Origin of the sequence: Salifodinibacter halophilus (assembly GCA_012999515.1) — a bacterium.
GTDB classification, from domain to species: Bacteria; Pseudomonadota; Gammaproteobacteria; order Nevskiales; family Salinisphaeraceae; genus Salifodinibacter; species Salifodinibacter halophilus.
The window spans coordinates 214,172-239,980 of the sequence record JABEEB010000001.1; the positions used below are offsets into that span (position 1 = coordinate 214,172).

Below are 25,809 nucleotides of genomic sequence, written 5' to 3' on the forward strand. Positions count from 1 at the left end.
TCCGATTTGGCTGAATTTGACGAAGAAGACGAACTGACACGGTTCAAACGCTGGTGGGCCAACAATGGCCGCGGCTTGATTCTAGGTGTCGTGCTGGGGTTGCTGATTGTCGGCGGCTGGTATACATGGAATTGGTATCAGGATCGCCAGGCCCGGTATGCCGCGAGCCTCTACGGGAAAGTGACTCAAGCGCTGGACAAACAAAAGATGACGGCCGGTGCCAAGCAGGCTATCAAGGATTTGAAAAACGACTACGGCGCTACGCCGTACGCGACCGCAGCAGCGATGGCGCTCGGGCGGTTTGAGGTAAGCCAGGGCAACAGTAACAAGGCGAAAGAGCAGTTCGCCTGGGCTGTCAAAAATGCACCCAATGCCGGTATGCGATCGCTAGCGCGTACACGCCAGGTGCGAATGGTGTGGAACGAAGGAAAGGCCGACAAGGCGTTGAAGCTGTTGCGCAGCAGTGAACCAGCGCCGGGGTTCGCATCGCTCTACGCTGAAATCCGGGGCGATATATTGGTCGCTAAACACCAGCGTAGCGATGCCCACGCCGCGTACAAGAAAGCGCTCGCCGAACGATCCCACCACGTACCGAAACGCCGCTTGCAAGCCAAGGTCCGGTCGACTTCGCCGGCCGACAACGAATCGACGTCATCGAGTAACCCATGATGAAAAAAGCATACGCCCGATTGATAACGGCCGCGATGCTGCTCGCGAGTGTGTTCACGCTTGCGGCCTGCGGTGGCGCGCCGCCACTTCATCAACCCAAGGAATTGCAAAGCCTGCCAAATGCTGGCTATCGCATGGAAGTGGTTTGGTCGGCCGATATTGGTCGCGGCTTGGGGCAGAGCGTGACCGGTTTGCAGCCCACGGTATCGAACGAACGCGTATACGTCGCGGGCGCCGATGGTCGTGTCAGCGCTCTCGAGACGGCGACCGGCAAAACGACATGGTCGACTGAGACCGAGAAGCCGCTTATCGCCGGCCCGGCGGTTGGTAACGGCATACTTGTCGTGACCACCGGCGATGGCGGCTTGCAGGCGCTTGCGGCCGATACGGGCGAGATGCTTTGGCATCTCTCGTTTTCCAGCGAAATCATCGCGAGCCCTGCGATCGCCGAGCAAACCGTGGTTGTACGTACATTGGATGGCCACGTCGTAGCGATCGATGCCGAGACAGGCAATCGCAAATGGACAGTACAGCGGTCTGAGCCGAAATTAACCATGCGTGGCACATCCAGCCCCGTAATCCGTGGCAACACGGTCTACGTGGGAATGGATAGCGGCAAAGTGCTGGCACTGGGCCTGGCGACCGGCGAAAAACGTTGGTCGCAGGCAGTTGAAATGCCGACTGGGCAGTCGCAGTTGGCACGTATCGTTGACGTCGACGCCGATCCGGTGGTTCGAGACAACGTCATATACGCGGTCAGCGTTGGCCGACAACTCATTGCCATGTCGCGATCCGGCGGCAATATTCGCTGGCGCCACGAGACCTCATCGTCACAGGGGATGGTCGTCGATAGCAGCAGCATCTACGTGGTCAATTCGAGCAGCCATGTGCTTGCGCTGTCGCGATCCGGTGGTGCAAACCGCTGGCAGAATGAGACATTGGCGTACCGCAAGCTATCGGCGCCCGAGGTCTATCGCGGTGGTGTGCTTGTCGGCGACTATGAAGGATATTTGCACTGGCTCAGCACGGATAATGGCAAAGAGCTTGCGCGTGGGCAGCCGGTCGGTGAAGCGATTCGCGCCGCCCCGATCGTGGTCGGCAACAAGGCGTTGGTGCTCGGCAGCGACGGCACGCTCGCGGCGGTCAAATTCGTCGCCGCCGGCGGCGACTAAGTTATATGACTCGGACGGCGACGGGCGTGGTCGCGCTGGTTGGCCGTGTCAATGTCGGCAAGTCTGCGCTTTTCAATCGCCTGACGCGCTCGCAGGACGCCCTTGTTGTCGATCGCCCCGGTGTTACGCGTGATCGCCAATATGGGTTTGCGAATCTGGGGGCGCGACACTGTGCGGTGGTTGATACGGGCGGGCTGGCCGGTGACGACGCGACCATTGACGATCAGGCCGCCATGCAAGTGGATATCGCGCTTGATGAAGCCGATGCGGTCGTGTTCGTTGTCGATGCTCGTGTTGGATTGACTGCTGACGATCAAGTTATTGCCGACCGTCTGCGCCGCAGTCGGCTGCCGGTCCTGGTGATCGCCAACAAGGCCGAAGGGATGGAGCCGACCATGGCGGCCGCCGAATTCCATGTGTTCGGTTTGGGGGCGCCGTTAGCGATTTCAGCCACCCACGGGGATCGATTTGGCGTATTGGCCGACCAGTTGGACGCCGTACTGCCGTCCGCTGTACCGGCTAGTACGGACGACAACGACAACCAACCGATCCGCCTTGCGGTCGTCGGCCGACCCAACGTTGGTAAATCGTCGCTAGTCAATCATTTGGTCGGCAGCGAGCGCATGTTGACCCAGGACCAGGCTGGCACCACGCGCGATGCGGTCGAAACACAGTTCGAGCGCGACGGGCAGTATTTCACGCTCGTCGACACCGCGGGCATGCGGCGGCGCTCGCAAAATGCTGATGTGTTGGAGCGGCTTGGCACGATCAAAGCCATGCAGGCCATCAATACGGCCGAGGTCGTGTTGGTGCTGATCGACGCTGCCGATGGCCTGACGCAACAGGATGTCCGTTTGCTCGGTCTGGCGGTCGAGCGTGGGCGCGCTGTGGTGATCGCCGTTAATAAATGGGATCGCTTGGGCAAGCGTGATCGCGAGAGGCTGCATCAAACGGTGGTTGAACGACTAGCGAGTTTCAGCTTTTTGCCGCTTTGTTTTATTAGCGCGACGACCGGCGATGGCATCGACGTCATGTTCGATGCGCTGCGTGCTGGCTCGAATGCCGCACGTGCCGATCTATCGACCGCTGCGCTAACGCGCGTGCTGGGTGAGGCCACGACGGCGCATGCGCCGCCGCTTGTCAACGGTCGGCGCATCAAACTTCGCTATGCCCATCAAGGCGGACGAATGCCGCCCACGATTGTTGTCCACGGCAACCAGACGGATGCGGTGCCGGCAGCCTATACACGTTATCTCGCTCGCTGTTTTCGCGAGGCTTTCGACCTCTTCGGTACAGTGGTCGAGATCAGCTACCGCACTAGCAACAATCCGTACGCTGATTCGCGCTGAGCCGGCGACAATACGGTAATTGCCGGCTTGTAGCTGCCCGCAGATTCTGTCGCGAAGGTTGTCGCCCTTATTGTCTGACGATGGGCGACGTGCTTGGCTAAGGCGTCGCAGGCTGTGCGATTGGCGGTAGCCGACGTCGGCAAGGAGCAATCGCTTGGCTCGTCAGGAAACCGATTGTTCGTCCGGGTCGATATCGTCGATACGACAGCGCAGCCGACCGTGGGCGAGTGCGAGGTCGACCCGATCGCCGATGCGCAAGTTCTCGGCATGACGGACGATAGCGCCGGTCTCGTCACGCGCGATGGCGTAGCCGCGCTCGAGTGTACGCAGCGGGCTCAGGCTGTCCAGCGATCGCGACAGGCCGGCGAGCTGCTGGGCGTTTCCCGTGATTTGGCGCCGCTGCGTCTCGATCAGGCGTCGCCGCAGATCAGCGACTCGCGACTGCCAACGGTTAACGACAGGCTGTGGCGTGGCTCGGCGATGGCGCGCGGCGATTGACTGAAGCCGTTGATCCGCGTCATCGAGACGGCGTCTAACGACGCGCTCGAGCTGTTCGCCCGCCGTGTCGAGCCGTTGTGCTGCATGGTCGATTCGCCGTCGTGGGTGTTGACGTGCCAGTCGGGTTGCCATGGCGTCGAGGCGCTCGGTGCGCCCGGCCAACATTTTCTGTAATGCCCCGCGCGCACGTTTGGCCAATTCGTCGAGCTTTTGCGCGTAAGCCTGGCGGTCGGGGCAGACGGTTTCGGCGGCGGCTGAGGGGGTCGCGGCGCGTTGATCGGCGACGAGATCGGCGATCGTGACGTCGACCTCGTGTCCGACGCCGGCCACGACCGGGATCGGGCAGGCGGCGATTGCACGGGCAACGGCCTCGTCGTTGAACGCCGCCAGATCTTCCAGTGAGCCACCGCCGCGGGCCACGATCAGCACATCGCAGTCGCCGCGGTGGTGCGCATGGCCGAGTGCGGCAATGATCGCCGAGGGCGCTTGTTCACCCTGGACCGGAACTGGATAGATGCGCACCGCCGACAATGGGAAACGGCGAGCCACCACGCGCAGCACATCGCGTACGGCCGCGCCTGTGGGCGAGGTGATCACGCCGATGCGGCTCGCAACCGCCGGCAGCGACTGTTTGTGATCGGCATCGAACAGACCTTCGGCGTTGAGCTTCTGCTTAACCTGTTCGAATGCCCGTTGCGCAGCGCCCGCGCCGTCGTCCTCGAGATGCTCGATGATTAATTGATAATCACCGCGTGCAGCATACAGGCCGACGCGCGCCCGCACTCGGACTGCCGCGCCGTTTTCCAGCGCGGTTTTGACGTAATACGCGCGGTTTTTGAAAAGCGCGCAGCGCACCTGGGCTTGATCGTCTTTCAAGGTGAAATAGATATGCCCTGAGCGTGGCCGGGCAAGATTGGATACTTCACCGGCCACCCAGAGCAGGCGGAAGCTCGTGCCGAGTAGATCGGCGACCGCCTTGTTCAGTTCGGCTACGCTGTAGATCGGCGCGGTTTTATCGGCTGTTTCGGCCATGCGTGTTGTGGCTTTCGGTTTTATAATACCCGTTTGCCGTCGGCTCCAGCGTCCGGCGGCCCCATCGAATGGCGAGCCTATGACGCTACGTATGGATGAGCAAGCACTGACGTTCGATGACGTTTTGCTCGCGCCCGGTTACTCCGACATGCTACCGCAAGCGGCCGATCTGACGACCCAGCTCACCCGCGGTATTCGGATTAATCTGCCGCTGGTATCCGCGGCTATGGATACCGTAACCGAGGCCGATCTGGCGATTGCACTGGCACAGGACGGTGGTATCGGCATCGTTCACAAGTCCATGCCGATCGACGTGCAGGCGCGACATGTGCGCACGGTCAAAAAATTCGAGGCCGGTGTTATCACCGACCCGATTACGACCACGCCGGATGCAAAAGTCGCCGATGTCGTCGCACTGACGCGCGAGCGCCGTATTTCCGGCGTGCCGATCGTGGATCGCGGCGAGCCGGTCGGCATCGTGACGAGCCGGGATCTGCGCTTCGAAACCCGGACCGACGTGCCCATCACCGAAATCATGACACCGCGCGAGCGGCTTGTGACTGTGCCGGAAAATGCCGACCGGGACCAAATTCTGACGCTGTTCCATAAGCATCGCATCGAGAAGGTGCTGGTGGTTGCCGACAATGGCCAGCTGGCGGGCATGATCACGGTCAAGGACGTCCAGAAATCGTCCGATTTTCCGTCTGCGGCCAAGGACGAGCAGGGCAGCCTGCGTGTGGGCGCGGCGCTCGGCGCCGGCGCCGCGGGTGTCGAGCGTGCCGAGGCGTTGATTGAGGCGGGCGTTGATGTGTTGGTCGTGGATACCGCACACGGCCATTCCTCAGGCGTGATTGAAACTGTGGCCACGCTGAAGCGTCAATGGCCTGATGTTGAGCTGATCGCGGGCAATGTGGGCACAGGCGAAGGTGCACGCGCGCTCGTCGAAGCGGGCGTCGATGCAGTCAAAGTTGGTATTGGCCCGGGATCGATCTGTACCACACGCATGGTGGCCGGTATCGGTGTGCCGCAGATAACAGCGGTGGCCAATGTAGCGGCGGCGCTGGCCGAGACTGATGTGCCGTTGATCGCTGACGGTGGCATCCGTTACTCGGGGGATCTCGCCAAGGCCATTGCAGCCGGCGCTCATTCGGTCATGATCGGCGGCATGTTTGCTGGCACGGCCGAGGCGCCGGGCGAAATCGAACTCTATCAAGGGCGTTCATTCAAATCCTATCGCGGCATGGGGTCGATCGGCGCCATGTCTGGCGAAAGTGGTTCGGCCGATCGCTACGCCCAGGATCCGAGTGCGGAAATCGAAAAACTGGTGCCCGAAGGCATCGAAGGCCGCGTGCCGTACAAGGGGCCGGTGGGCGGTGTCGTCCATCAGCTGGCTGGCGGTCTGCGTGCGGCGATGGGTTACACCGGCTCGTCGGATATCGACGTGATGCGAACGCAGCCGCGCTTTTCACGTATCAGTGCCTCGGGCGTCAAAGAGTCGCACGTGCACGACGTCAACATTGTCAAGGAAGCACCGAATTATCGTGTCGACTAATGCCGACGCGCGCGCCGCTGACGCGCCCACGCCCGACATCCACGACGAGGCGATCCTGATTGTCGATTTCGGCAGTCAATATACCCAACTGATCGCTCGGCGCGTCCGTGAAGCTGGCGTGTACTCCGAGATCGTGCCTTGCGATATCGACCCTGAGCGTGTGCGGGCATTCGCGCCACGTGGTGTCATTTTGTCCGGTGGCCCGGAATCGGTCGCCGGCGAGTCCGGGCCGCGTGCACCGGCTGTCGTGTTCGAGCTCGGTGTGCCGGTGCTCGGCATTTGCTACGGCATGCAAGTCGTGGCCTCGGCATTTGGTGGCCGCGTAGCCGCGTCTGCCACACGCGAATTCGGCTATGCCCGCGTCGAGAATCTCGATGCCGGCGGATTGCTGGCCGGTCTGAGTGACGACCAATCAGACCATGAGTCATGTGAGACATCACAGCTCGATGTTTGGATGAGCCATGGCGACAAGGTTGATCAACTCCCGCCCGGGTTCACTGCAATAGCACGTACGCCGCATGCACCACTGGCCGCCATGGCTGATATCGAACGTGGTATCTACGGGTTGCAATTCCATCCTGAGGTTACCCACACCGAGCAGGGCCAGGCCATCGTTGAACGTTTCGTGTTGGGCATTTGTGGCTGTCATGGCCTCTGGCAGTCGGATGCTATCGCTGACGATCTGGTGGCTCGTATTGCCGATCAGATCGGTGATGGCGGCGTGTTGCTGGCGTTGTCCGGTGGCGTGGATTCGGCGGTAACCGCTGCACTGGTTCATCGCGCCGTCGGTGATCGGTTGACCTGCGTATTCGTCGATAACGGGCTGCTTAGAGAAAACGAAGGCGATGCCGTGATGGCCGCTTTCGGGGATCATTTCGGCATCGATGTGCGACGGGTGGATGCCGGAGAGCGCTTTATGACCGCGCTCGTCGGCGTCGACGATCCCGAAGCCAAGCGACGTATCATCGGCAACACCTTCATCGAGGTCTTCGAGGAAGAAGCCGGGCGGCTGACCAATGTTGCCTGGTTGGCTCAAGGCACGATTTATCCCGATGTCGTCGAGTCGGCCGGCGCGGCCACCGGCAAGGCCGATCTGATCAAATCGCACCACAACGTGGGCGGTCTGCCGGCCGAAATGAATCTCGGCCTGGTCGAGCCGTTGCGTGAACTGTTCAAGGATGAGGTCCGCGCACTTGGGCACACACTTGGCTTGCCGGGGTCGATGCTCAACCGCCATCCCTTCCCGGGCCCGGGGCTCGGCGTGCGTATCCTGGGTGAAGTCAATGCGAGTTACGCTGCCCGCTTGCGGCGCGCAGACGCGATTTTCATCGAAGAGCTTGTGGCCGCTGAGTGGTACGACCGAGTCGATCAGGCGTTTGCCGTTTTCCTACCGGTTTCCAGCGTGGGTGTAATGGGCGATGGTCGTCGCTACGAGCCGGTGGTTGCGCTGCGTGCGGTGCAGACCGTGGATTTCATGACGGCACGCTGGGCGTGGCTGCCGTTTGAGCTGATTGATCGCGTTTCATCGCGGATCGTGAACGAAGTCGATGGTATTTCCCGAGTGGTGTATGACGTGACCGGCAAGCCGCCGGGCACTATTGAGTGGGAATAGTGGCTGGGCCAAGGGCCGGATGGCGCTTTGGCCCAGCCAATGCTCGGTTAACGTCTAGCGACGTTCAGAATGATCGAGATAACGAGCAGGATCAGGAAGATAACGAAGATGATCTTGGCGATACCCGCAGCCGTGCCGGCAATGCCGCCGAAGCCGAAAATGGCCGCCACGATCGCGATGATGAAAAAGGCAATGGCCCAACCGAGCATTGCAAACTCCTGTACGAATCGGCGCTACTATTCGTAGCATTGTTCCGATATAAAACCAAAATTTTTAACGTGAGCGTACGCAGCCGCTCGGGCTGCTTTTTGTCTGCCATACAATACTGACACGACCGTGCGAAACGATATCAAAGCTGTCATTGCAGGAATCGGCGCTGCAGCCACGTTGCTGCAACTCGCCGCGTGGTTAATTGCGCGCCAACACTGGGCGCCATTTGCGCCGCTCGCGTTGGCAGAGCCAGCGCTTTGGCGTGTGCCACTGGTCGCACTCGAGTGCGTGAGTGGTGCTGTGGCTGGACCGATCGCTTGGCGCCTGATCCGAAATAGTGAAGCGGCCGGGTATTACATGGCCAGCATGATTCTCGCCGCACTGGCTGCAGTCGCCATCGTCGGCGTTGTCACTTGGGCGCACGGCGGTTCGCCAGCCCAGGGGTGGCTTATTCGCTGCGAAGCAGCGGCGTTGGCCGGCGGTTTCTGGGGATTTGGCTTTGCGCTTTACATGCATGGGCTGCGGCGTTTGCCCTGAGCGCTGTACTGAAAGGCTTGTGCATGCCGGCGGCGGCCTGGTGTCCGCGCAGCGGGTGGTTGGCGCAGGTAAGTAGGGCGCTCGCAGACCGCTTAGTCGTTGTGACAGCGCTTAGCCGCGGTATATGACGCGCCTCATTAGAGGGCGTCGACATGGCGTATCGGCGCAGAATTGACGGTATTCTGACCAGTCGGGACCCACGCGCATGCTCGGATAGGCTCCACCCGATGAGACGGGGCGGCGGATTACGGTGTCGAGCTGTTGCCGGGCGCTGGGTCGTGACGCGCTTGAAACGTGGGTTCCGGGATTCCAGCGACATTCGTGCGCGCGGCGAATAGACCGCCCGCATTTGGCCATTGCGCGATCGCGTCGTGGGTCATGCCTTCACGCGCGGTGGTGACGAACAATGTTTGCCGGTCGGCGCCGCCGAAACTGCACATGGTGGGATTCGGTGCGGCTAGCGGATAACGTTCGTGTAACTGGCCGGCCGGATCGAAGCGCGCGACGGCAAAGCCGCCAAACAATGCGCACCAGTAGTGGCCATTGGCGTCGACCGCGGCGCCGTCGGGATTGCCGGCGAGATCCAGTTGATTGAAATCGATCCAGACCTCACCGGGCCCGATTTTGCCGGTTTCGGCGTCGAACGAATGGCGATAGACGAGCCGGCGTGGTGTGTCGCTGTGGTAGCAAATACGCGCGTCGGGTGAAAACGCCAGGCCGTTAGAAATAACCAAGTCGTTTTTGTGAGCGGTGAGCCCGTGGCCGTCCCAGCTATACAAACCGGCGTCGGGTGTCGTTTTGTCGTCGGCCAGCGTGCCGAGCCAGAAGCGACCGTCCGGGCCGATTCGGCCGTCGTTGAAGCGATGATTGGCCGTATTTTCCGGATTGGCGCAGACTACCGGTTGCATGACGCCGGTTTCGTCGATTGGTCGGAGGCCGCTGCGGGTGCCGGCAATCAAGCCGCCATCCGCGCGTAGGCCGACACAACCAATCGCCTCGTCATAGTCGGCGCGCCAGTGCCGACCGTCATCCGGGTGCGCGAAGTGCAGGGCGCAGCCGTCGATATCGACCCACCACAGGCCGCGACGCTGTGCGTCCCACAATGGCGACTCGCCTAGCGCCATGTCGAGTGAGGCGATGGCCGACAGATGGCCGTCGGAGCCGGGGGGCACAAAAGAAGTCGTGGTCGATCGAAGCGTCATAACGATTGCTCGATTGTCGCGAATGCGCTACAAGTATCCATGCCCTTGCTAAAAGGTCAACATATGATGAGCGTATGTTGGCATGATGATACCGGCTTATTGTCGTGTTGTTACGGCTCGGTTCGGCTGGCGTTTTCTAACCAATAGCCAGCTTTACCGGGGCCATTCGATGGTTGCTGGGCGCAATCTGCCGACATGGTGGGATCGGCGGCTAGCGGGCGTGTTGGCGGAACTGATGGGAGCAGGGATGGCCCCGATGCTATCGAGACATCTTGCTGATGCGTGTCGGTGGCTTGGGTTAGCGTTCAAATAGACCCGCGAGGCCTGTTGTTACAGGTGCGTCTGCATGGTCAAAGCCCAGTGCTTCACGTGTGCCTTGAAGCACTGCGCGGGTTGCTTCGGCCGCTCGCTCGGGCTGGCGCATACGGATAGCGTCCATGACTTCGTAATGCCGGTCGAGGCTCGTTTGTGGCTGTGAAGTGGTGACGTTGGACTCCGAGATTACCAGATAAATAGACGGCCGCAGGATATGCGACAGTTGTGCCCAGACGATGTTGTGGGTGGCCTTGAAGATGGCTTCGTGGAAGGCGACATCGGAGTCGCTGTGGATGCGCCGTTCCTCAGCGACCTCACTGTAGCGAAAGTTTTGCCCCATGCCGTCGAATGCCTGTTCCATGGCAACCAAATCGTGTGCGGTGGCGTGGCGCGCCGCAGTCATGGCAACGAAGGGTTCCGCCGCCAGGCGAAACGTGAGAATCTCGCGCTGGATTTCCTGGTTGGGGGCGGCAAAACGGGTCATCCAGTCGGTCACTGTCGGGTCGAGGATGTTCCAGTCGGCATAAGCGCGTACACGTGAGCCGTAGCCGGATATGCGCTCGATAATGTTGCCGTCGACCAGTTCGCCGAGATGACGACGCACCACGGTGCGGCTGAGCCCGAAGCGCTCGCAGATTGCCATTTCCTTGGGAATGAAGTCACCGGGCTGGTAATTACCGGCGAAGATGTCGCGAATCAGCGCTTCGGTGGGATTGGGCGGTTCGCTATCGATCGAGTCAGTCATGGTCTGCTGAATCGCTTTTTATTCATTTTCTCTTGGTATACAAAACGACCGATAAATGCAACATAGGTGCTGTCTATGTACGTAAACAGCCGACGTGCGCCGTCGACTGTATCTCGTGCAGTCGGCTCGCGGTGCGCTCGAACTCCAGGGTCAGGCGTGTGCCTTGATAGAGATCGTCCGGTGCCGCATCGGCGCTTATGAAGACATTGGTCTTGCGGTCGTAGAAGGTGTCGATAGCGCTCACGAATCGACGCGCGGCGTCGATGCGGGTGTCGTCTAGAATCGGCACGTCGCTGATCAGGATCGTGGCGAATTCACGCGCCAGGGCCAGGTAGTCGGCAGCGGCGCGGTTGCCGCCGCACAGTACTTCGAAGCGGCACCAAACCACACCGGAGGCGTGGCATACGGTCGCGATCTTGCGGTCTTCGATCTTGACGTGATTGCTAGCGCTCGATTCGCCGCTCGCCAGACGTTCGAAATAGTGTGCCAGCACGGCATCCGCGGCTTCGCCGGTGGGTGTTTGATACATGTCATTATGATCAATATGCGCTAGGCGATAATCGTCGCCGTCCGGCATGTGCTCGATGCGGCAGTGGTGTTTAATGCGCTCAATGGCCGGTAGGAAACGATCCCGTTTGAGGCCGTCCTGGTAGAGATCGTCAGGAGCAACGTTAGATGTTGCGACCAACACGACCCCTTTTTCGAACAGACGTTCGGTCAGACGCGACAAGATCATAGCGTCGGCGATGTCGTCGACAAAGAATTCGTCGAAACAAAGCACTCGGTCTTCGGCCCACTCGTCGGCGATGATGCGCAGCGGATCGCGTTTATGTTTATGACGACTGCGGGCGGCATGCACTTTCTGCATGAATCGGTAAAAATGCAGTCGTGTTTTGTTTTCGAATGGAATCGCTTCGAAGAAGCAATCCATCAAAAACGTCTTGCCGCGGCCGACGCCGCCCCAAAGGTACAGGCCTTGAACGGCCGGGCGCTGTGCTCGGCCAAACCATGTATGCGGGGTGTGTCCGTTGACAAGCTCATCGAACACCGCGTCCAGTGTCTCGGCGGCCGATTGTTGGCCGGCGTCCAAGGCGTTGCGCCCGCCGGGCAGGCGGCGTGCAACGATATCGGAGGGCTGGGCGTGGCGACTGTCGCCGTCCGGCATCGGGCATTCGGTGATCGCGAAATGAACGCCGACATTATACGCTTGGTGTATGGCACGTATTGACCACTTAACCGCGCGCGAAGCCGCGACGATCGAGGCGTTTGTCGACGGGCTGTGGGCTGAGCGCGGTCTGGCGGATGCCACTCTGGCCGCTTATAAGGATGATCTGGCGCGTTTTGCTGCCTGGCTGGAGGCGCACCATAATCTGCTGGACGTCGATCGTTCGTTAATCACGAGTTTTCTCGCCGAGTTGGGTAATGCCGGTGTTAGTGCCCGCAGCCAGGCGCGGCTGCTGTCAAGTTTGCGCCAGTTCTATCGCTATCAGCGGCGCAATGGTGTTCTAGCGGCAGATCCGACGAGTGATATCGAGATGCCCACGACGGGGCAGCGTTTGCCTGCCACGCTTGGCGAAGCTGACGTCGAGGCCCTTCTGGCTGCGCCCAACGATGGTTCGGCGCTTGCCTTACGCGACCGTGCCATGCTGGAGCTCATGTACGCCGCCGGCTTGCGCGTTTCGGAGCTCGTTAGCGCTGGACGTGATCAACTGAACCTGCGCCAGGGCGCGATTCGGATCAGCGGCAAAGGGGGCCGCGAGCGTATAGTGCCGATCGGTGAGCCGGCGGTGGCGATCGTTAGCGATTACCTGCATCGAGGTCGTGGTGCGCTACTCGGCGCCGCGGTTTGCGATCGGTTATTCGTGACGGCGCGTGGGCACGGTATGACGCGCCAGAATTTCTGGCACCGGATTCGTCGACACGCAGTGAATGCAGGCATACAGGCGTCAATTTCGCCGCATGCCCTGCGCCATGCCTTTGCGACGCATCTATTGAACCACGGTGCCGATCTGCGTGCGGTGCAGATGCTGCTCGGCCACGCTGATCTGTCGACCACGCAGATCTACACACATGTTGCCAATGCTCGCTTGCAAAAACTCCACGCCGAGCATCACCCGCGGGGGTAGAACCCGAATCAAATGCGCGTTACGCCCGGGTGGTGCCGGTATTTCACAAGCGCTGAAACGAAGGGTTAGTTGCTCGCCTCAGCGCTCTAGGAGTTCGCGCTTGTTGGGTTTGTTGGCCCAGTCATCGGCGTCGGCGGGCGCTTCTTTGACTTCGTCGATGACCGGCCACTTGGCGGCCAGATCGGCGTTTAACTGTACGAATTCCTGCTGGTCGGACGGCACGTCGTCTTCCGCGACGATGGCCTCGACCGGGCATTCTGGCTCACAGAGCGTGCAGTCGATGCACTCTTCGGGGTCGATAGCCAGGAAATTCGGACCTTCGTGGAAGCAGTCGACCGGGCAGACTTCCACGCAGTCGGTGTATTTGCACTTGATGCAATTTTCCAGGACCACGTAGGTCATGGGCGGCGACCTCGTCGCTGATCGAATATACCTTTAGTTTAGCATCGGGCGTGCCGATTCGGCGTGGGGTCGCGGTCCAGGCCGAGTGTCTGCCAACTGTCGCGCTCCAGTGTTTCGATATGGGGCTCGAAATAACCCCGGCGACGGTCGTTGAAATAGTGGGTCAGTGTACGGTGTATTGATGGGAAGGCCAATTGCGACCATGCAATGTCTTGTTCGTCGATAAAACAACTTATCTCGGATTCTGGTCCCGGCGCCCAGTAGTCGCTGACCAGCGTGGCGCGATAGAAGATGTGAATCTGGCCGATGTGCGTGATGTCGATCATCGCGAACAATTCCCCCTGATCGACCTCCGCGTTGGCTTCTTCGCGCGTTTCACGCGCCGCCCCTGAAAACCCGGATTCACCAAGCTCGAGAAATCCAGCCGGTAGCGTCCAGAAACCGCGTCGCGGATCGATCGCGCGTCGGCACATCAGAATGGCGCCGTTGCGCTCGACGATGGTGCCGACGACGTTACGCGGGTTATCGTAGAAAATCTCGCCACAGGCGCTGCAGATATCGCGCGGTCGATCGTCACCGGATGGCACGCGATGCTCGATTTGTGCAGCGCAGGTAGGGCAGTATGTCCTCATAATTACGGTATATCGCGGCCGACCGGAATAGATTCGTTGTGTGGGGCCGATCCGTCAACGTCCCCGGTCGTGTTAAGGCCGCATTGGTCAGCGATAGGCATACGCTGCTATGTTGCCAGCCGTTTGTAGAACTGGATTCGAGCCGTGAGTCAAAATAACACTAAATCAGGTGACGCTTTGCCAGACGACGACAGTGCACTTCGCGCTCAGGTGCGATCTGCGGGTGCTTTACTGGGTGATGTCTTGCGCGCACAGGCAAGCGAAGGCGTGTTTGAAACCGTCGAAACGCTGCGTCAGGGCTATATTGCGCTGCGCGCTGATCCCAACGGCGATGCCAGCCGCGCGCATGAACTACGTGCGATCGTCGATGCGCTGCCGGCCGAGACCATGACCGAGGTTACACGCGCGTTCGCGATCTATTTCAATCTCGCCAATCTGCTCGAAGAACTGCACACACATCGGCGGCGGCGAGAGCAGCAGGCCGACATGTCTGCCGAGCAGCCAGTTGGTTTTTTTGCACGTACACTGGCCGATCTAAAAAGCGCCGATATGTCGTTAGACGACGTTATGGTGCGATTGAACCGGATCGAATTCGTGCCGGTGTTCACGGCCCACCCAACCGAGGCCAAACCACGCGCGATCCTCGACGCGCTTAGACGACTGTTTGAGTGGTTCCACGCGCTATCGTTTAGTGCGCCGGACGATCAGCGCCGCGCCGAAATCGAACAAAACATCCGCGAAAACATCGAGGTTATGTGGAAGACCGAGGAGCTGCGTGGCAGTCGCCCCTCGGTCGAGGATGAAATTCGGAACGGTCTCTACTACTTCCGAGCGTCGCTGTTTGACAGTGTGCCGGTGGTTTATCGCCAACTGGAACGCGCGCTAGCCGATCAGTACGGCGCCGACATCGAGGCCCCGGCCGTGCTTAATTTCGGCTCGTGGATCGGCGGCGACCGCGATGGCAACCCGAATGTCACTGCGCGCGAGACGCGGTTTGCACTGCGTTTGCAGGCGCGAGAGGTGCTCAAATTTTACCTTAAGCGTATCGACTATCTATCCAGTCGACTATCGTTTTCCGCGCGATGGTGTACACCCAGTGACGCCTTCTGGCGGGCTTTGGAAGCCGACGAGCAGCGAATCGCCTCACAGACAGGTATGCGCCCACAGCGCTATGCGGCCGAGCCGTATCGGCGCAAACTGTATTTGATCCGACGTCGACTGGCAGCCATGGTCGACCAGATCCAGCTTGAACTGCGCCTGACGGCCGAGCGTACCGAACGGCCGGCGCTTGCCTATGGCAATGCTGGTGAACTGATCGATGAAATCCAGATCATCCGCGATTCGCTGGTCGGACATAACGACAAAATGATCGCCGACGGCGAGATCAAAGATTTTCAACGTCAGATCGAGACTTTCGGGTTTCATCTAGCCCGGCTTGATCTGCGTGAGGAATCCACACGCCACACCGAGTGTGTCGATGAATTGCTGCGCGGTTTGGGTGTTGCCGATGATTACATCGAGCGTGATGATGCCGAGCGCTGCGCGCTTCTGCGTACCGAAATTGAGCGCGTCGAGCCGAGATCGATCGAGGGGTTGCCCACCTCTGATCCGGTCACCGAGACGCTAGCGAGCCTGCGCGTGGTGCGCGAATTTACAGCCACGCTCGGTGCCGACGCGTTCGGTAGCTACGTCATATCGATGACGCACCAAGTCTCGGATGTGCTGGCACTTGTCTGGTTGATGCGCGTTAGCGGGCTGTATGAACCGGGTCAGAGCCACGCCGCGCCGTTAGCGATTTCGCCGCTATTCGAGACTATCGCTGATCTTGAACACATTGAGCCGGTGCTGGATGCGCTGCTCGGTGAGCCGACTTATCGCGCGTATCTGGCTGCAGGCAATCAGAAGCAGTTACGCCAGGAGGTCATGCTCGGGTATTCCGACTCGTGTAAGGACGGCGGCATCATGACATCGCGTTGGCAGCTCTACCGAGCACAGCAGATCGCGGTCGACTGTTGCCAGCGCCACGATATTGATTGTGTGCTGTTCCACGGTCGTGGCGGTACCGTAGGCCGTGGTGGTGGCCCGACGCACGAAGCACTCGTGTCGCAGCCGGCCGGCACCGTGCGCTCGGCGGTCAAGTTTACCGAGCAGGGCGAAATGATCTTCGCCAAATACTCGAATCCGGAAACGGCGGTCGACGAACTCGCGCTGGGCGTAACCGGGACGCTCAAAGCCAGTACGCTCGAAGGCCCGGAAGCCGATTATTCGGCTGAAGCCACGAAGCTGGCGGACACCGGCGAGCGTTTCTATCGCGAGCTGACCGAAAATACCGACGGCTTTTTCGAGTATTTCTCGTTGGCTACGCCGACCGCGGAAATCGGCGCGCTAAATATTGGTTCACGCCCGGGGTCACGCCCCAAGCTGGAAGCTGGCAAATCGGCGATTCGGGCGATTCCTTGGGTGTTTGCCTGGGCCCAATCCCGACATACATTGCCGGGGTGGCTTGGCCTCGGTACGGCGTTTTCGGAAGCCGGCGTTGACGATGAAACGTTGCGCCAACTGTATCGGGAATGGCCTTATTTTCGGACGATCATCGACAACGCCGCGATGTCGCTGTCCAAGGCCGACATGCCGATCGCGGCTGATTATGCCGCGTTGGCCGAGAGCCACGAGGCGATCTTCGCTATCATCCGCGATGAATATGAGCGCACGGTTGAACGCATCCTAGCTATCACGGGGGAATCGCGTTTGCTGGAAAATCAGGCTGTGCTCGAGCGCTCACTGGCTCGGCGCCAACCCTATCTGGATCCACTCAACCAGATCCAGATCGTGGCGCTGGGACATTACCGCGAGGATGGTGATCGGGCTTGGCTGGATCCGGTGTTGCGCTCGATCAACGCCATTGCTGCCGGCATGCGCAATACAGGGTAAGTGCGCGGTGGTAGCATCTGCATCAATACTTACCACAATGTAACCGCGAAACCATGGCTGAATCCGGTATCCCCGACATCCAGATCGATGCTGATAATCTCTATCGGGAAGAGACATTCACAGATCTTACAACCGGCACCATACGGCTTCTTGTACCAGTCACCCGGACGGGCGAGGACGACCCGGACCGCGATGTGCGTTACGAGGGGTCAGCGAGCCTGATGACGCCGGCCGGTAATCTGCCGCTCCAATTTGACCTCGGGGCGAGCAGTCTTGCGGAAGCGATCGATAATTATGCCGAAGCGGCCAGCGCCGAAGCTGAACGTGCAATCGAGGAGTTGAAACAACTCCAGCGCGAACAGTCACAAAAGATTCAGGTACCGGGCCAGGGCGGCGCCGGTGGTCAGGGCGGCGGCCAGATACAGCTATAGCTCGGTGCGCCGATCAGTTCCAGCCGGGCCGGTCTGGCCCGGCTGGCAAGCGGCACCGTTGCGCGGTGTTTATCCGTTGTTTGCCGTATTGGCGCGAATCGCACGCACGTTTTTAAAATGACAGCGTTGTTGTGACGCCGTCACACGAATGATGGCTCAATCTCCTGTGAGCGCGAGTCCACCGGGGATAGATACGAGCAGCCCGGCGGCCATATGGTCAATCAGAATTTATTCGCGTTGGTGTTGCCGAGTTCCTTGTTGTGTAAACGGCGCGACTGCCAGTAGTGCCTACGCCAATAGGCGTTGCCGAGTCGTGAAATCGTGACGCCCTGACTGGATGACGCGTGCATGAAACGGCCGTCTTTCAGATAGACGCCCACATGCCGGGAGTGGCGGCCGGTTTTGAAAAACACCAGATCGCCGGTCTCCAGGTCCGAGCGCGGAATCAGCGACCCTGTTTTGACTTGCCCGCGGGTGGTACGCGGTAATTTATAGGATGCGGCGGTATCGACCGCTTGTCGCACGAAACTAGAGCAATCTACGCCGCTTTGCGTTGTGCCGCCATATCGATACGGCGTACCGGACCAGCGATTGTAGACGCGATGCAATGCGTTTCTAAGGCGTATCGGTGTGGTGGATTGTTGGGCTGTCGATTGTTGTGCGTCAGGTGATTGGCTATTTGCGTTGTCATGTTCACCAACGCTCACCGAAGCTTGTTGTTCCTTGTGCAGGCCCTGTGTCGCACAGCCGCTTATCAGTAAAACGCTAGCCGCAATCAGGCTGAACCGTAGGCTGAATGGCATTGACGTCTTGATTGCAAGACGTGGTTGATCCGACCATCTCATACGGTTGTGTTATCGGCCGGTCGCGCCATGGTGTTCCAAACAGGGCTGGATGTGGATGATTGCAAATCGTGCAACATCGTAACCAAAACGTCTTATTTTAGAAAACCGAAAATCATAGGTTTTGCCGTTTTTCATTTTCGGGTGTCCGGCCGAGCATAGAACGAATTCGTCCGCTTGTGCGGCGATATCGAGCTATTGGCCTGGAGACGCTTCTTGGTTAAGGACGTCGCAGCTCAGCCTGAAATATAGTGTTCCAATTGCTCGATCATGAACTCCTTATCCGCGAGAACGGCCTTGACGAGATCGCCGATGGAAACCAAGCCCACCAATTCGCCAGCGTCCATGACGGGCAGATGACGGAAGTGTTTGTCAGTCATCAGCGCTAGACACTCCTCGACATCGGTGGTTGGTGAAACGTAGGCAACATGCGTTGTCATAACGTCTCTAGCCGGTGTGTCGCGCGATGTGCGATTCTCAAGGGCCAGCTTGCGGGCATAATCGCGTTCCGACAGCAGGCCGACCAGGCGGCCTTCGTCGAGGACGAGAACAGCGCCGATATTCTGATCGGACATCAGTTGCAATGCATCGAAAACAGAGGTCTCAGGCGTGACGTTCCAGACTTCAGCGGATTTGTCACGAAGCAAGGCGTTCACGGTCGTCATACGCAAATCTCCTTCCGTCGATGGCGTGGCACTGCATAGATACCACGACTGAGAGATTACAATGCTGTTGCGTGAAATGCAGCCCCGGCCAATTCTTGGCCAGCGCTGGACCACAATCTCTGGCAGATTGACGTGGTGTAAGAACGTGGGTTGCGTGATCGTGAGGCCGCGTTTACACATCGAGTTGCGTCGAGGTTGTCCATGCTGAGCCAGTGGTTTTTGCCGCATTCGACTGCATTACTTGGCGTTGCCTTGTCGGTGCTTGCGATGTATCTCACGGTCATCGTGTTCGCGCGACTGTCCGGTGTGCGGAGTTTTGCCCAGATGTCGACATTCGACATCGCGGTCACGATCGCGGTGGGGTCGCTGCTGGCTACGGTCGTTACTAGCAAGGATCCAGCCCTTTTGCAGGGGATGCTCGCGCTAATGTTGCTCTATGGCCTGCAGCTTGGCGTATCGTGGCTACGCAATAGATTCCGAGGGTTCACAAAGGCCACGGATAACCCACCGATCCTGCTCATGGAGGCGGGCGGCGAGATTAAATGGGAAAACATGCGTGTGGCTCGAGTCACTGAAAACGATCTTCGTACCCATCTGCGCAAGGCTAATGTCACCGCCCGGCGCGAAGTTCAGGCCGTTGTTATGGAAGGTACGGGCACGATCAACGTGCTACATGCCGCCGAAGGCCAGGCCAACGCGCCAGACGATGATGCGTGGATCCTTCAAGACGTTCGCGATTACACGCGCTGATATTACTCTGAACGTCACCTGTACGGCCGGGGCCGTGTGTAGGCGCGCATCCCGACGCTTTGGTCATAACCTCGACTAAGGCATCCACATCCGGGTAATCTTATCTAAAAGAACATATTTAAAGCTGCCTGCGGCGTCACTACTGCACCAGTATTGCGGCCTGCAACAGTGATTTGGGCGCCGACTATCAAGCCATAGCGTTTGTTAAAAAGATACTCTACTGCAGGGTTTACTTCGAAATGTTCGCTGGAGCGCGTGTCTTCACGTACAGTGGTATGAGGCAGCCCTTGGTTACTGCTGATGTTATGGGCTGTCCCGGAAATACGGCCGCTGCCAGTATAACTATATAATATCTCAAGAGCGGGCGCCCAATGGCGTGTCAGGCTGTATTCAACGGATGCATTAGCGGTAAATGTGTTGGCTGGATTGAAACTTCCGGAAAAGCCAGGATCCGTGCCATAAATGCTGCGGCCGTTTACTGAGACTTTATTATCGTTCGGAAACTCGTAGGATATATTGAAGCGTGCCCTCAAAATATGTCCGTTCGGCATCCAGAAATAATCTTGGGTCCAGAACCCAATCTTGGTTGACCATACGCCACTGCCAAGACCGTTTGAAACCTTGTCCAGGCCATCATACTGACCGGTCGGAATACTTTCTGACACGGCTAATGCCATTGTCGGTATTTTGCTGCCCTTGTGAAACTTGTGGAACATGTAGTGCGCACGTAGTGTCATATCACCAAGCCGGACGCCATCGCTGCTCGGTGCGCCGCTGACTTGGTTAAAGCCAAACTGTGGCAGCACACCTACTGTTAAACGGTCTGTTACACCGTATGAGAACAGTGTCACGGAGCGAAAAGCATGGGTATCAGATGTATCACGCTGATGCCAATTATCGTTATATTTTCCGTATTGAATAGCGTCGACCAAATAGGGTTCGATGTTCCAGTGGCCAGCTGGTAAGGCCGTCGCATTCGAGGCAACAAGTGGCCCAGTAAAAGGAACATCGCTTATGCTTTGATGCGAGGGAGGGTCGTTGGAAGTGGCGGCGGATGCCCCGACTGCTCCCAACAAGATAAATGCGATAACGCTGCTACGGAACCAAGCATTGTGGGTCTTGAACATGATACTTCTCCTGTTTTTGGAAGTAGTGAGAGCTCCGCCTATGATTCAGCGCGATTCGTAGAAGCTGGTTCGGCGAATGAACCTGCGGCAGCTGAATCCTCGTTATACGCGCTGGGTGCCAGAATGTTATTTATAACTTGCTTGGTTATGGATGGCGTAAGGCTCGTGGCCACCGCGATCAACATGACGATCAGGCTCCAGACTGCAATAGTGACTAGGGCCCAGCCGAATGACAGCACGCCGATGCCGCCGAGAGTTCCGAGCCCAGACAATATCCACATGCCTCCAAACCATGGCAAAAGCCAGGCAATATGAAACCAACCAAATTCATGTGCTGGTTGCTTTGCTATAAAATGATAATAGAGCGCATAAACGATAAATCCTCCTGTTAGAAGCGAATATAAAAATTGGTTGGTCTCATAACCGGTCCAATAGATCACCCAGTTGGCGGCAATAAATGCAGCAGGGGCGATAACGATTGCACCGCGTAGGCGAAATGGCCGCTCGGCGGCTGGTGCGTTACGCCGCAGGCAGATTAGTGCTACTGGACCTAGCCCGTACGTTAATACTGTAATTGCCGAGATATAGCTAACTATTTGTTGCCATGCTGGAAATGGCAATAAAAAGATACAGCCGAAAATCCACATGACAATTACTGCCACCCATGGCACACCGAAACGGTTAATATGCGTGAGCCAGGCTGGTCCTACGCGTAATTCACCATTAGCCATGAGCACACGTGTGCCACCGGTTGTCATCAATAATCCCGTCCCGGCGGGCGAAATATAGGCATCTGTATAAATAATGCCCGCTAGCCATGTCAGACCGAGCGACATAGCTAACATCGCGAATGGGCCGCCACTATTTACGAAATTCAGCTGATTCCAACCATTAGCAATAGCTTCAGGCGCTATGGCGAGCAGAAAAGCAACTTGGAGCGTGATATAAATCACAGTGGCTAGCACAATCGATCCAATTACCGAAAATGGTATGTATCGGTTTGGATTTGTACTTTCACCGGCTAGGTCTATTGCTGTTCGAAAGCCGAAAAAACTGAAGACTACGCCTGCTGTGGGTAATGCAGTAAAAATACCCGTCAGTGCATAGCTGTCCGGTGCTGCAGAGAGGTTCTCGACATGTAGAACGCTCGTTAAAAGTGCGCTGGCTGTTATTAGCGGAACCAGAATTTTTAACCAGGTGATCGTCGTGTTGAGGTTCAAAAGCCAGCGAATCGACATTAAATTCAGCAACGCAAAAATGCCGAGAAGAACCATGGCGGATACCAGGCCGACATTAGTTAATAGCCCATCGGATTGGGGTTGAAGAAATATTGGTAGATAGCTATTGGCATAGGTAACAATAGCTTCGGCTTCGACCGTAGGAATAGGCACGTAGGCGAGAAATAATAGCCATCCCCAAAGGCGTCCCAGCCCGGGGCCATGACTCGCATGACTCATGTGCACAAGCGCACCGCTGCGCGGAAACATGGTCGCCAGCTCGGCGAAACAGAGCGCGATCAACATCATGATAGCCGCGCCAATCACCCAGGATAAGATACTCCAGGGGCCGGCTAACTTAGCAACATGAAAAGCACCAAAAAGCCAGCCGGAACCAATCATAGTGGTTGTGCTGGCGAACATTAGCCCGATAGGGCCCGCAGTACGCTTTAAATTACCATTTTTGTTGGAGTGGCTGGTTAACATAGGCAGGATCCGTTGGCGTATGCGGTAAGAGTTTTTTGCAATTTATTGCATTTATGAAATAAATCTATTTTTTATTGTTATATTTTATCCAATCGCTGGTTATGGTGAATTGGCTTATATTTCATATGGAACTATGTGAAGTGTCTTCCGAAGTGTATTGATTTGGGATGTTATGGCCATAATCGAATTCAGCTGTCGCAGATCCAAATTTTTTCAAAGATTCTGGTGCGTCCAAAGCATCGAGCTGGAGTTCCACGAGCGATAGCTTGTTGCTGGATTTTATTGTCGTTATTGCCTGCTCGAGTTGCCCTTCCGTCTGGACGCGGAAGCTTATATATTGGTCTGAACTGCTAAAAATTGATGGAAGAGCGCTATAATCCCAGTTTTTTATGTCGTTGTAAGACGCGTTTATGCCGTGAATAAAGCGCTCAATGGTATAGCCGAAGTTATTTATAATAAATATGATAGGTTTTTGGTCTTGGTGTAAAAGAGTCGATAACTCCTGCATGGTTAGTTGAAAGGAGCCGTCTCCAATAAACAACAAATGGCGGCGTTTGGGAGCTGCGAGACAAGTTCCAAGCACTGCGGGCAGGGTGAAACCGATTGCACCCCAGATATTGGAGTTTATATATGTCACACCCGATGGGAGTTTCTGACCACCCAAGCCTAGACTTGAAGTTCCTGATTCGGCGATTACGACATCATTCGGTGCGATAAAGTGGGCTATCCGAGGCCATAATCGGGTTTGGGTCAAGCAGGCGTGTTCCGGGATAGGTGGCGTTTGGATCTCTTGATTGGGGCTGTATTGCTTCTGATTTGTCTTGGCGTCTTCCTGCACAGACTCCAGAAAATGCGTTAAAAGTTCACATGGATTAACCGCGTAGTATGTGACGCCGCGAATGGAGATTGCATTAGTTTGTAAATTAATAATGCTTTCATTAGGCAGGCGGTCTGTGAAATGTCCGGAGTTGGCCTCTATCAGACGTGGCGATGTAGTTATAAGAAAGTCGGATTCTTCAATGAGATCGCGGCTCTCCGGGGCCGAATAAGAGCCTTGATATACTCCTATAAAAAGGGGGTGTTGCTCTGGCAGAACTGCTTTGCCAGTGGTGAGGGTTGCATATGAGGTGGACGTAGCCTCGGCAAAATCCAGTAACAACTTGTCGTAACCGAGGCGTTCGGCGTGCATATCGGCTAAAATCGCTGGCTTATGCGAGTCTTGCCAGAGGCATGTTAATGCTGAAATGGCTGAAGAAAGCTGTTCGGCGTTGCTCTCGTTGCCAAGTTCTAAGTGTGAGCTTTCGGCATCAATGGTTATATGCGATATATCCGATGGGATTTGGATATAAACTGGTTTCTTGTTGTGGTAGCAATTCGTTAGTAAACGATCGATCTCAAAGGCGGCGTTGTCAGGCGTCAGACAAGCGTAGTCGCTACAAACTTGAGAGAAGCAATTCATAACATTGTTATAGTTGCCATCACCCAGTGTATGGTGCAACGGTGTTCCCTGTTGCATGATATGCAATGGCGGTGCTCCACTAATACATACTAAAGGGACTTGTTCCGCTGCCGCGCCAGCTACGCCACTGATCGCTCCCAAATCACCGACGCCATATGTTGTCAGCAGGACAGATATGCCATTTAGACGTGCGTAACCATCTGCTGCATAGGCGGCGTTCAATTCGTTACAGCAACCGATAAAATCAATTTTTGAACATCGTTGTATCTGGTCCATCAATTGCAAATTGAAGTCACCTGGCACCCCAAATACGTGCTCACAATCGATCTGAGCGATACGGGAAACCAGGAAGTCAGCAATCGTGGTTCTCATAGATGCAAACCTGTTAAGTAATAATATATAAACTTATTGATATTAATTTAAAAATAAACTAAATCATGTGTTGGTTTATGACCTTATATATTATTTGGCACAATAGGTGTGCGTATTATTTGGTTTTTCATATATATCGCACAAATTATGTGCAATTTTTGAAAATATTTTAAAAGCTATACTTGGGATAAGAGGTGAGGCGCGGTGATTGCCAAAGGTTGGCGCCTAAACTTGCGTGACCTCTAGTGTTGAACTGTTTAGCCTGTCGGTAATGCAGTTGCGCTTGGCCAAATTGCTTAGTCGTGGTGCGGCACTGTTAAGTCGGGGATGGTTTGGCGGATAGCGCTGTGTCGGTGCGGTCTGCACTAGTCGCTGATCGGCATGTGCTGGCTGTGGCACTGGTATAGAATCTGGTGCGTTCTATATCGCCGGTTCGATAGAACTTTGAGCGGCCGTCTTAGGAACTGTGCGCAGTGCGTAGCTTGTGCGTCCTTGTTCTTAGGCGACTATTGGAATTAAGCCTTCGGCAGGAGAGCTGGCAGCTCTTACGATAACGCTTTGGCTAAAACCGAAACCGGCTGGTTCTAGGCTGGCGTGATCCGATAAGACAGTTTGTGACCAAGCCGGCGAGCCATCGAATCGGCTATGTCATTTGGGCCATGTAGGTTTGAGCATCGGAACTTGTTCGAGCCGGTCGGCGACACCCTACCAGTCGAATCTGACATGCATTCCTATGCCACAGTTATTGAGTCTGTTGAAGACAGTATGCTTTTAACCCACGAGTGTCAGTAAAATCAGAGCTGTTTACGGTGGCATGGGGCGCTTCAACCCGTATGGTTGATGGGCTGGGGCATTTTACTTTCAGCTGGATACGCCGCCTGTTTCAATTTTCCTATGCACTGCGATGAGCATAAGCTCTGATAATGTAGCCACTATTTATTAATCGTATTAATAAATTTTCAGTTTTTATAATTATTTAGCAAATCATTGTTTGATTTGATCGTTTTTAATGCGATAGCGCTGTTTATGTGTTGTACGCTTTCGTGTGGAAGGAGGGTGTCATTGATTAACTCCGTTAACCCTTCCAAATCGGGAACCATCACTTTCAAAATATAATCCATGGGGCCTGTAAGCTCAAATGCTTCCAGAATGGCAGTCTCTTCGTTAATAAGCTCAATGAAGCGCTCATTATTTTCTTGGTTGTGATAATTGGACGTGATTGATATTAAAGCGGTCAGGGCATAACCTAGTTTTCCGAGATTGAGGTCGGCATGGTAACCGCTGATGTAGTTATCTTTTTCCAGTCGTGCCCGCCGCCGCGAACATTGGGAAGCTGACAAAAAAATCTTGCTGGCCAGTTCATTGGTTGTTAGCTGCCCATTGTCTTTTAAATGAGCGAGGATCTTGCAGTCAGACCGATCTAGCTGGTGCATCTTATAACCACATATTGTGTCGTTGGCGTCGACGGATTTGAAT

The 25,809-nt window shown here is 56.7% G+C and carries 23 protein-coding genes; 10 read left to right on the plus strand and 13 right to left on the minus strand.

The window, feature by feature from the left end:
• Positions 1–6 precede the first annotated feature (6 nt).
• The 3 genes from HKX41_01025 to der are packed head-to-tail and all read left to right on the plus strand — an operon-like array spanning position 7 to position 3,190.
• Positions 7–669: a tetratricopeptide repeat protein gene (locus HKX41_01025; protein NNC22740.1), complete on the plus strand. Its 663-nt coding sequence runs from the start codon at positions 7–9 to the stop codon at positions 667–669.
• Positions 666–1,841 (plus strand): outer membrane protein assembly factor BamB, encoded by a 1,176-nt coding sequence (gene bamB / locus HKX41_01030; GenBank protein NNC22741.1) that lies wholly within the window; start codon positions 666–668, stop codon positions 1,839–1,841. Before HKX41_01025 ends, bamB begins: the two co-directional genes overlap by 4 nt.
• 5 nt (positions 1,842–1,846) lie before the next feature.
• A complete protein-coding gene (der, locus tag HKX41_01035; protein NNC22742.1) occupies positions 1,847–3,190 on the plus strand; it encodes a ribosome biogenesis GTPase Der in 1,344 nt (447 codons plus the stop codon).
• A gap of 162 nt (positions 3,191–3,352) precedes the next feature.
• On the opposite strand, the gene HKX41_01040 is transcribed toward der, so the two are convergent.
• Positions 3,353–4,720: an exodeoxyribonuclease VII large subunit gene (locus tag HKX41_01040; GenBank protein ID NNC22743.1), complete on the minus strand. Its 1,368-nt coding sequence runs from the start codon at positions 4,718–4,720 to the stop codon at positions 3,353–3,355.
• A gap of 79 nt (positions 4,721–4,799) precedes the next feature.
• Here HKX41_01040 and guaB point away from each other — a divergent pair, with 79 nt between their 5' ends.
• Both guaB and guaA read left to right on the plus strand, forming a co-directional pair.
• Positions 4,800–6,272, plus strand: coding sequence for an IMP dehydrogenase (gene guaB, locus HKX41_01045; protein ID NNC22744.1), 1,473 nt, complete (start codon positions 4,800–4,802; stop codon positions 6,270–6,272).
• Complete coding sequence (guaA, locus tag HKX41_01050; protein NNC22745.1) at positions 6,262–7,884, plus strand: glutamine-hydrolyzing GMP synthase; 1,623 nt, start codon at positions 6,262–6,264, stop codon at positions 7,882–7,884. Before guaB ends, guaA begins: the two co-directional genes overlap by 11 nt.
• Before the next feature lie 47 nt (positions 7,885–7,931).
• Here the strand turns inward: guaA and HKX41_01055 are convergent, their stop codons facing one another.
• The gene (locus tag HKX41_01055; GenBank protein ID NNC22746.1) at positions 7,932–8,093 is read right to left on the minus strand and encodes a DUF1328 domain-containing protein; all 162 of its coding nucleotides are present in this window, start codon (positions 8,091–8,093) and stop codon (positions 7,932–7,934) included.
• 127 nt (positions 8,094–8,220) lie between these two features.
• Here HKX41_01055 and HKX41_01060 point away from each other — a divergent pair, with 127 nt between their 5' ends.
• The gene (locus tag HKX41_01060; protein ID NNC22747.1) at positions 8,221–8,631 is read left to right on the plus strand and encodes a hypothetical protein; all 411 of its coding nucleotides are present in this window, start codon (positions 8,221–8,223) and stop codon (positions 8,629–8,631) included.
• A gap of 245 nt (positions 8,632–8,876) precedes the next feature.
• Here HKX41_01060 and HKX41_01065 read toward each other — a convergent pair whose 3' ends face one another.
• The 3 genes from HKX41_01065 to HKX41_01075 all read right to left on the minus strand — a co-directional run bounded on the left by HKX41_01065 (position 8,877) and on the right by HKX41_01075 (position 12,058).
• Positions 8,877–9,833: an SMP-30/gluconolactonase/LRE family protein gene (locus HKX41_01065; protein NNC22748.1), complete on the minus strand. Its 957-nt coding sequence runs from the start codon at positions 9,831–9,833 to the stop codon at positions 8,877–8,879.
• Positions 9,834–10,131: 298 nt separating this feature from the next.
• Entirely contained in the window at positions 10,132–10,893 is a 762-nt protein-coding gene (locus HKX41_01070; GenBank protein NNC22749.1) for a FadR family transcriptional regulator, read from the minus strand.
• A gap of 73 nt (positions 10,894–10,966) precedes the next feature.
• The gene (locus tag HKX41_01075) at positions 10,967–12,058 is read right to left on the minus strand and encodes a cell division protein ZapE (protein NNC22750.1); all 1,092 of its coding nucleotides are present in this window, start codon (positions 12,056–12,058) and stop codon (positions 10,967–10,969) included.
• A 49-nt stretch (positions 12,059–12,107) separates the two neighbouring features.
• On the opposite strand from HKX41_01075, the gene xerD reads away from it, so the two are divergent.
• Entirely contained in the window at positions 12,108–13,019 is a 912-nt protein-coding gene (xerD, locus tag HKX41_01080; protein NNC22751.1) for a site-specific tyrosine recombinase XerD, read from the plus strand.
• Positions 13,020–13,097: 78 nt separating this feature from the next.
• Here the strand turns inward: xerD and HKX41_01085 are convergent, their stop codons facing one another.
• Together HKX41_01085 and HKX41_01090 are read right to left on the minus strand one after the other, a co-directional pair.
• The gene (locus tag HKX41_01085) at positions 13,098–13,421 is read right to left on the minus strand and encodes a ferredoxin family protein (protein NNC22752.1); all 324 of its coding nucleotides are present in this window, start codon (positions 13,419–13,421) and stop codon (positions 13,098–13,100) included.
• Positions 13,422–13,459: 38 nt separating this feature from the next.
• Positions 13,460–14,053, minus strand: coding sequence for an NUDIX hydrolase (locus tag HKX41_01090; protein NNC22753.1), 594 nt, complete (start codon positions 14,051–14,053; stop codon positions 13,460–13,462).
• 144 nt (positions 14,054–14,197) lie between these two features.
• Between HKX41_01090 and ppc the strand changes: the two genes are divergently transcribed.
• Together ppc and HKX41_01100 are read left to right on the plus strand one after the other, a co-directional pair.
• On the plus strand, positions 14,198–16,984 hold the full coding sequence (ppc, locus tag HKX41_01095; protein ID NNC22754.1) for a phosphoenolpyruvate carboxylase: 2,787 nt from the start codon (positions 14,198–14,200) through the stop codon (positions 16,982–16,984).
• A gap of 53 nt (positions 16,985–17,037) precedes the next feature.
• Positions 17,038–17,415 carry a hypothetical protein gene (locus HKX41_01100; GenBank protein NNC22755.1) on the plus strand — a complete coding sequence of 126 codons (378 nt, stop codon included), beginning with the start codon at positions 17,038–17,040 and terminating at the stop codon, positions 17,413–17,415.
• A 221-nt stretch (positions 17,416–17,636) separates the two neighbouring features.
• Here HKX41_01100 and HKX41_01105 read toward each other — a convergent pair whose 3' ends face one another.
• Positions 17,637–18,218: a hypothetical protein gene (locus tag HKX41_01105; GenBank protein NNC22756.1), complete on the minus strand. Its 582-nt coding sequence runs from the start codon at positions 18,216–18,218 to the stop codon at positions 17,637–17,639.
• 275 nt (positions 18,219–18,493) lie between these two features.
• Positions 18,494–18,922, minus strand: coding sequence for a CBS domain-containing protein (locus HKX41_01110; GenBank protein ID NNC22757.1), 429 nt, complete (start codon positions 18,920–18,922; stop codon positions 18,494–18,496).
• Positions 18,923–19,123: 201 nt separating this feature from the next.
• On the opposite strand from HKX41_01110, the gene HKX41_01115 reads away from it, so the two are divergent.
• The gene (locus HKX41_01115; GenBank protein ID NNC22758.1) at positions 19,124–19,672 is read left to right on the plus strand and encodes a DUF421 domain-containing protein; all 549 of its coding nucleotides are present in this window, start codon (positions 19,124–19,126) and stop codon (positions 19,670–19,672) included.
• A 104-nt stretch (positions 19,673–19,776) separates the two neighbouring features.
• On the opposite strand, the gene HKX41_01120 is transcribed toward HKX41_01115, so the two are convergent.
• The 4 genes from HKX41_01120 to HKX41_01135 all read right to left on the minus strand — a co-directional run bounded on the left by HKX41_01120 (position 19,777) and on the right by HKX41_01135 (position 25,766).
• On the minus strand, positions 19,777–20,799 hold the full coding sequence (locus HKX41_01120) for a transporter (protein ID NNC22759.1): 1,023 nt from the start codon (positions 20,797–20,799) through the stop codon (positions 19,777–19,779).
• 38 nt (positions 20,800–20,837) lie between these two features.
• Positions 20,838–22,502, minus strand: a complete 1,665-nt coding sequence (locus tag HKX41_01125; GenBank protein NNC22760.1) for an APC family permease — start codon at positions 22,500–22,502, stop codon at positions 20,838–20,840.
• A gap of 121 nt (positions 22,503–22,623) precedes the next feature.
• Complete coding sequence (locus HKX41_01130) at positions 22,624–24,333, minus strand: alpha-keto acid decarboxylase family protein (protein NNC22761.1); 1,710 nt, start codon at positions 24,331–24,333, stop codon at positions 22,624–22,626.
• A 959-nt stretch (positions 24,334–25,292) separates the two neighbouring features.
• Positions 25,293–25,766, minus strand: a complete 474-nt coding sequence (locus HKX41_01135) for an Lrp/AsnC family transcriptional regulator (GenBank protein NNC22762.1) — start codon at positions 25,764–25,766, stop codon at positions 25,293–25,295.
• Positions 25,767–25,809: the final 43 nt, after the last annotated feature.

Bases quoted from the DNA above. Each gene is read 5' to 3' on its own strand.
- xerD (NNC22751.1), top strand. From the start codon at position 12,108: ATGGCACGTATTGACCACTTAACCGCGCGCGAAGCCGCGACGATCGAG.
- HKX41_01115 (NNC22758.1), top strand. From the start codon at position 19,124: ATGCTGAGCCAGTGGTTTTTGCCGCATTCGACTGCATTACTTGGCGTT.
- HKX41_01100 (NNC22755.1), top strand. From the start codon at position 17,038: ATGGCTGAATCCGGTATCCCCGACATCCAGATCGATGCTGATAATCTC.
- HKX41_01130 (NNC22761.1), bottom strand. From the start codon at position 24,333: ATGAGAACCACGATTGCTGACTTCCTGGTTTCCCGTATCGCTCAGATC.
- HKX41_01055 (NNC22746.1), bottom strand. From the start codon at position 8,093: ATGCTCGGTTGGGCCATTGCCTTTTTCATCATCGCGATCGTGGCGGCC.
- der (NNC22742.1), top strand. From the start codon at position 1,847: ATGACTCGGACGGCGACGGGCGTGGTCGCGCTGGTTGGCCGTGTCAAT.
- HKX41_01085 (NNC22752.1), bottom strand. From the start codon at position 13,421: ATGACCTACGTGGTCCTGGAAAATTGCATCAAGTGCAAATACACCGAC.
- HKX41_01135 (NNC22762.1), bottom strand. From the start codon at position 25,766: ATGCACCAGCTAGATCGGTCTGACTGCAAGATCCTCGCTCATTTAAAA.
- guaB (NNC22744.1), top strand. From the start codon at position 4,800: ATGACGCTACGTATGGATGAGCAAGCACTGACGTTCGATGACGTTTTG.
- HKX41_01110 (NNC22757.1), bottom strand. From the start codon at position 18,922: ATGACGACCGTGAACGCCTTGCTTCGTGACAAATCCGCTGAAGTCTGG.
- HKX41_01090 (NNC22753.1), bottom strand. From the start codon at position 14,053: ATGAGGACATACTGCCCTACCTGCGCTGCACAAATCGAGCATCGCGTG.
- HKX41_01120 (NNC22759.1), bottom strand. From the start codon at position 20,799: ATGTTCAAGACCCACAATGCTTGGTTCCGTAGCAGCGTTATCGCATTT.
- HKX41_01075 (NNC22750.1), bottom strand. From the start codon at position 12,058: ATGCCGGACGGCGACAGTCGCCACGCCCAGCCCTCCGATATCGTTGCA.
- HKX41_01125 (NNC22760.1), bottom strand. From the start codon at position 22,502: ATGTTAACCAGCCACTCCAACAAAAATGGTAATTTAAAGCGTACTGCG.
- HKX41_01070 (NNC22749.1), bottom strand. From the start codon at position 10,893: ATGACTGACTCGATCGATAGCGAACCGCCCAATCCCACCGAAGCGCTG.
- HKX41_01040 (NNC22743.1), bottom strand. From the start codon at position 4,720: ATGGCCGAAACAGCCGATAAAACCGCGCCGATCTACAGCGTAGCCGAA.
- bamB (NNC22741.1), top strand. From the start codon at position 666: ATGATGAAAAAAGCATACGCCCGATTGATAACGGCCGCGATGCTGCTC.
- HKX41_01065 (NNC22748.1), bottom strand. From the start codon at position 9,833: ATGACGCTTCGATCGACCACGACTTCTTTTGTGCCCCCCGGCTCCGAC.
- HKX41_01105 (NNC22756.1), bottom strand. From the start codon at position 18,218: ATGCCATTCAGCCTACGGTTCAGCCTGATTGCGGCTAGCGTTTTACTG.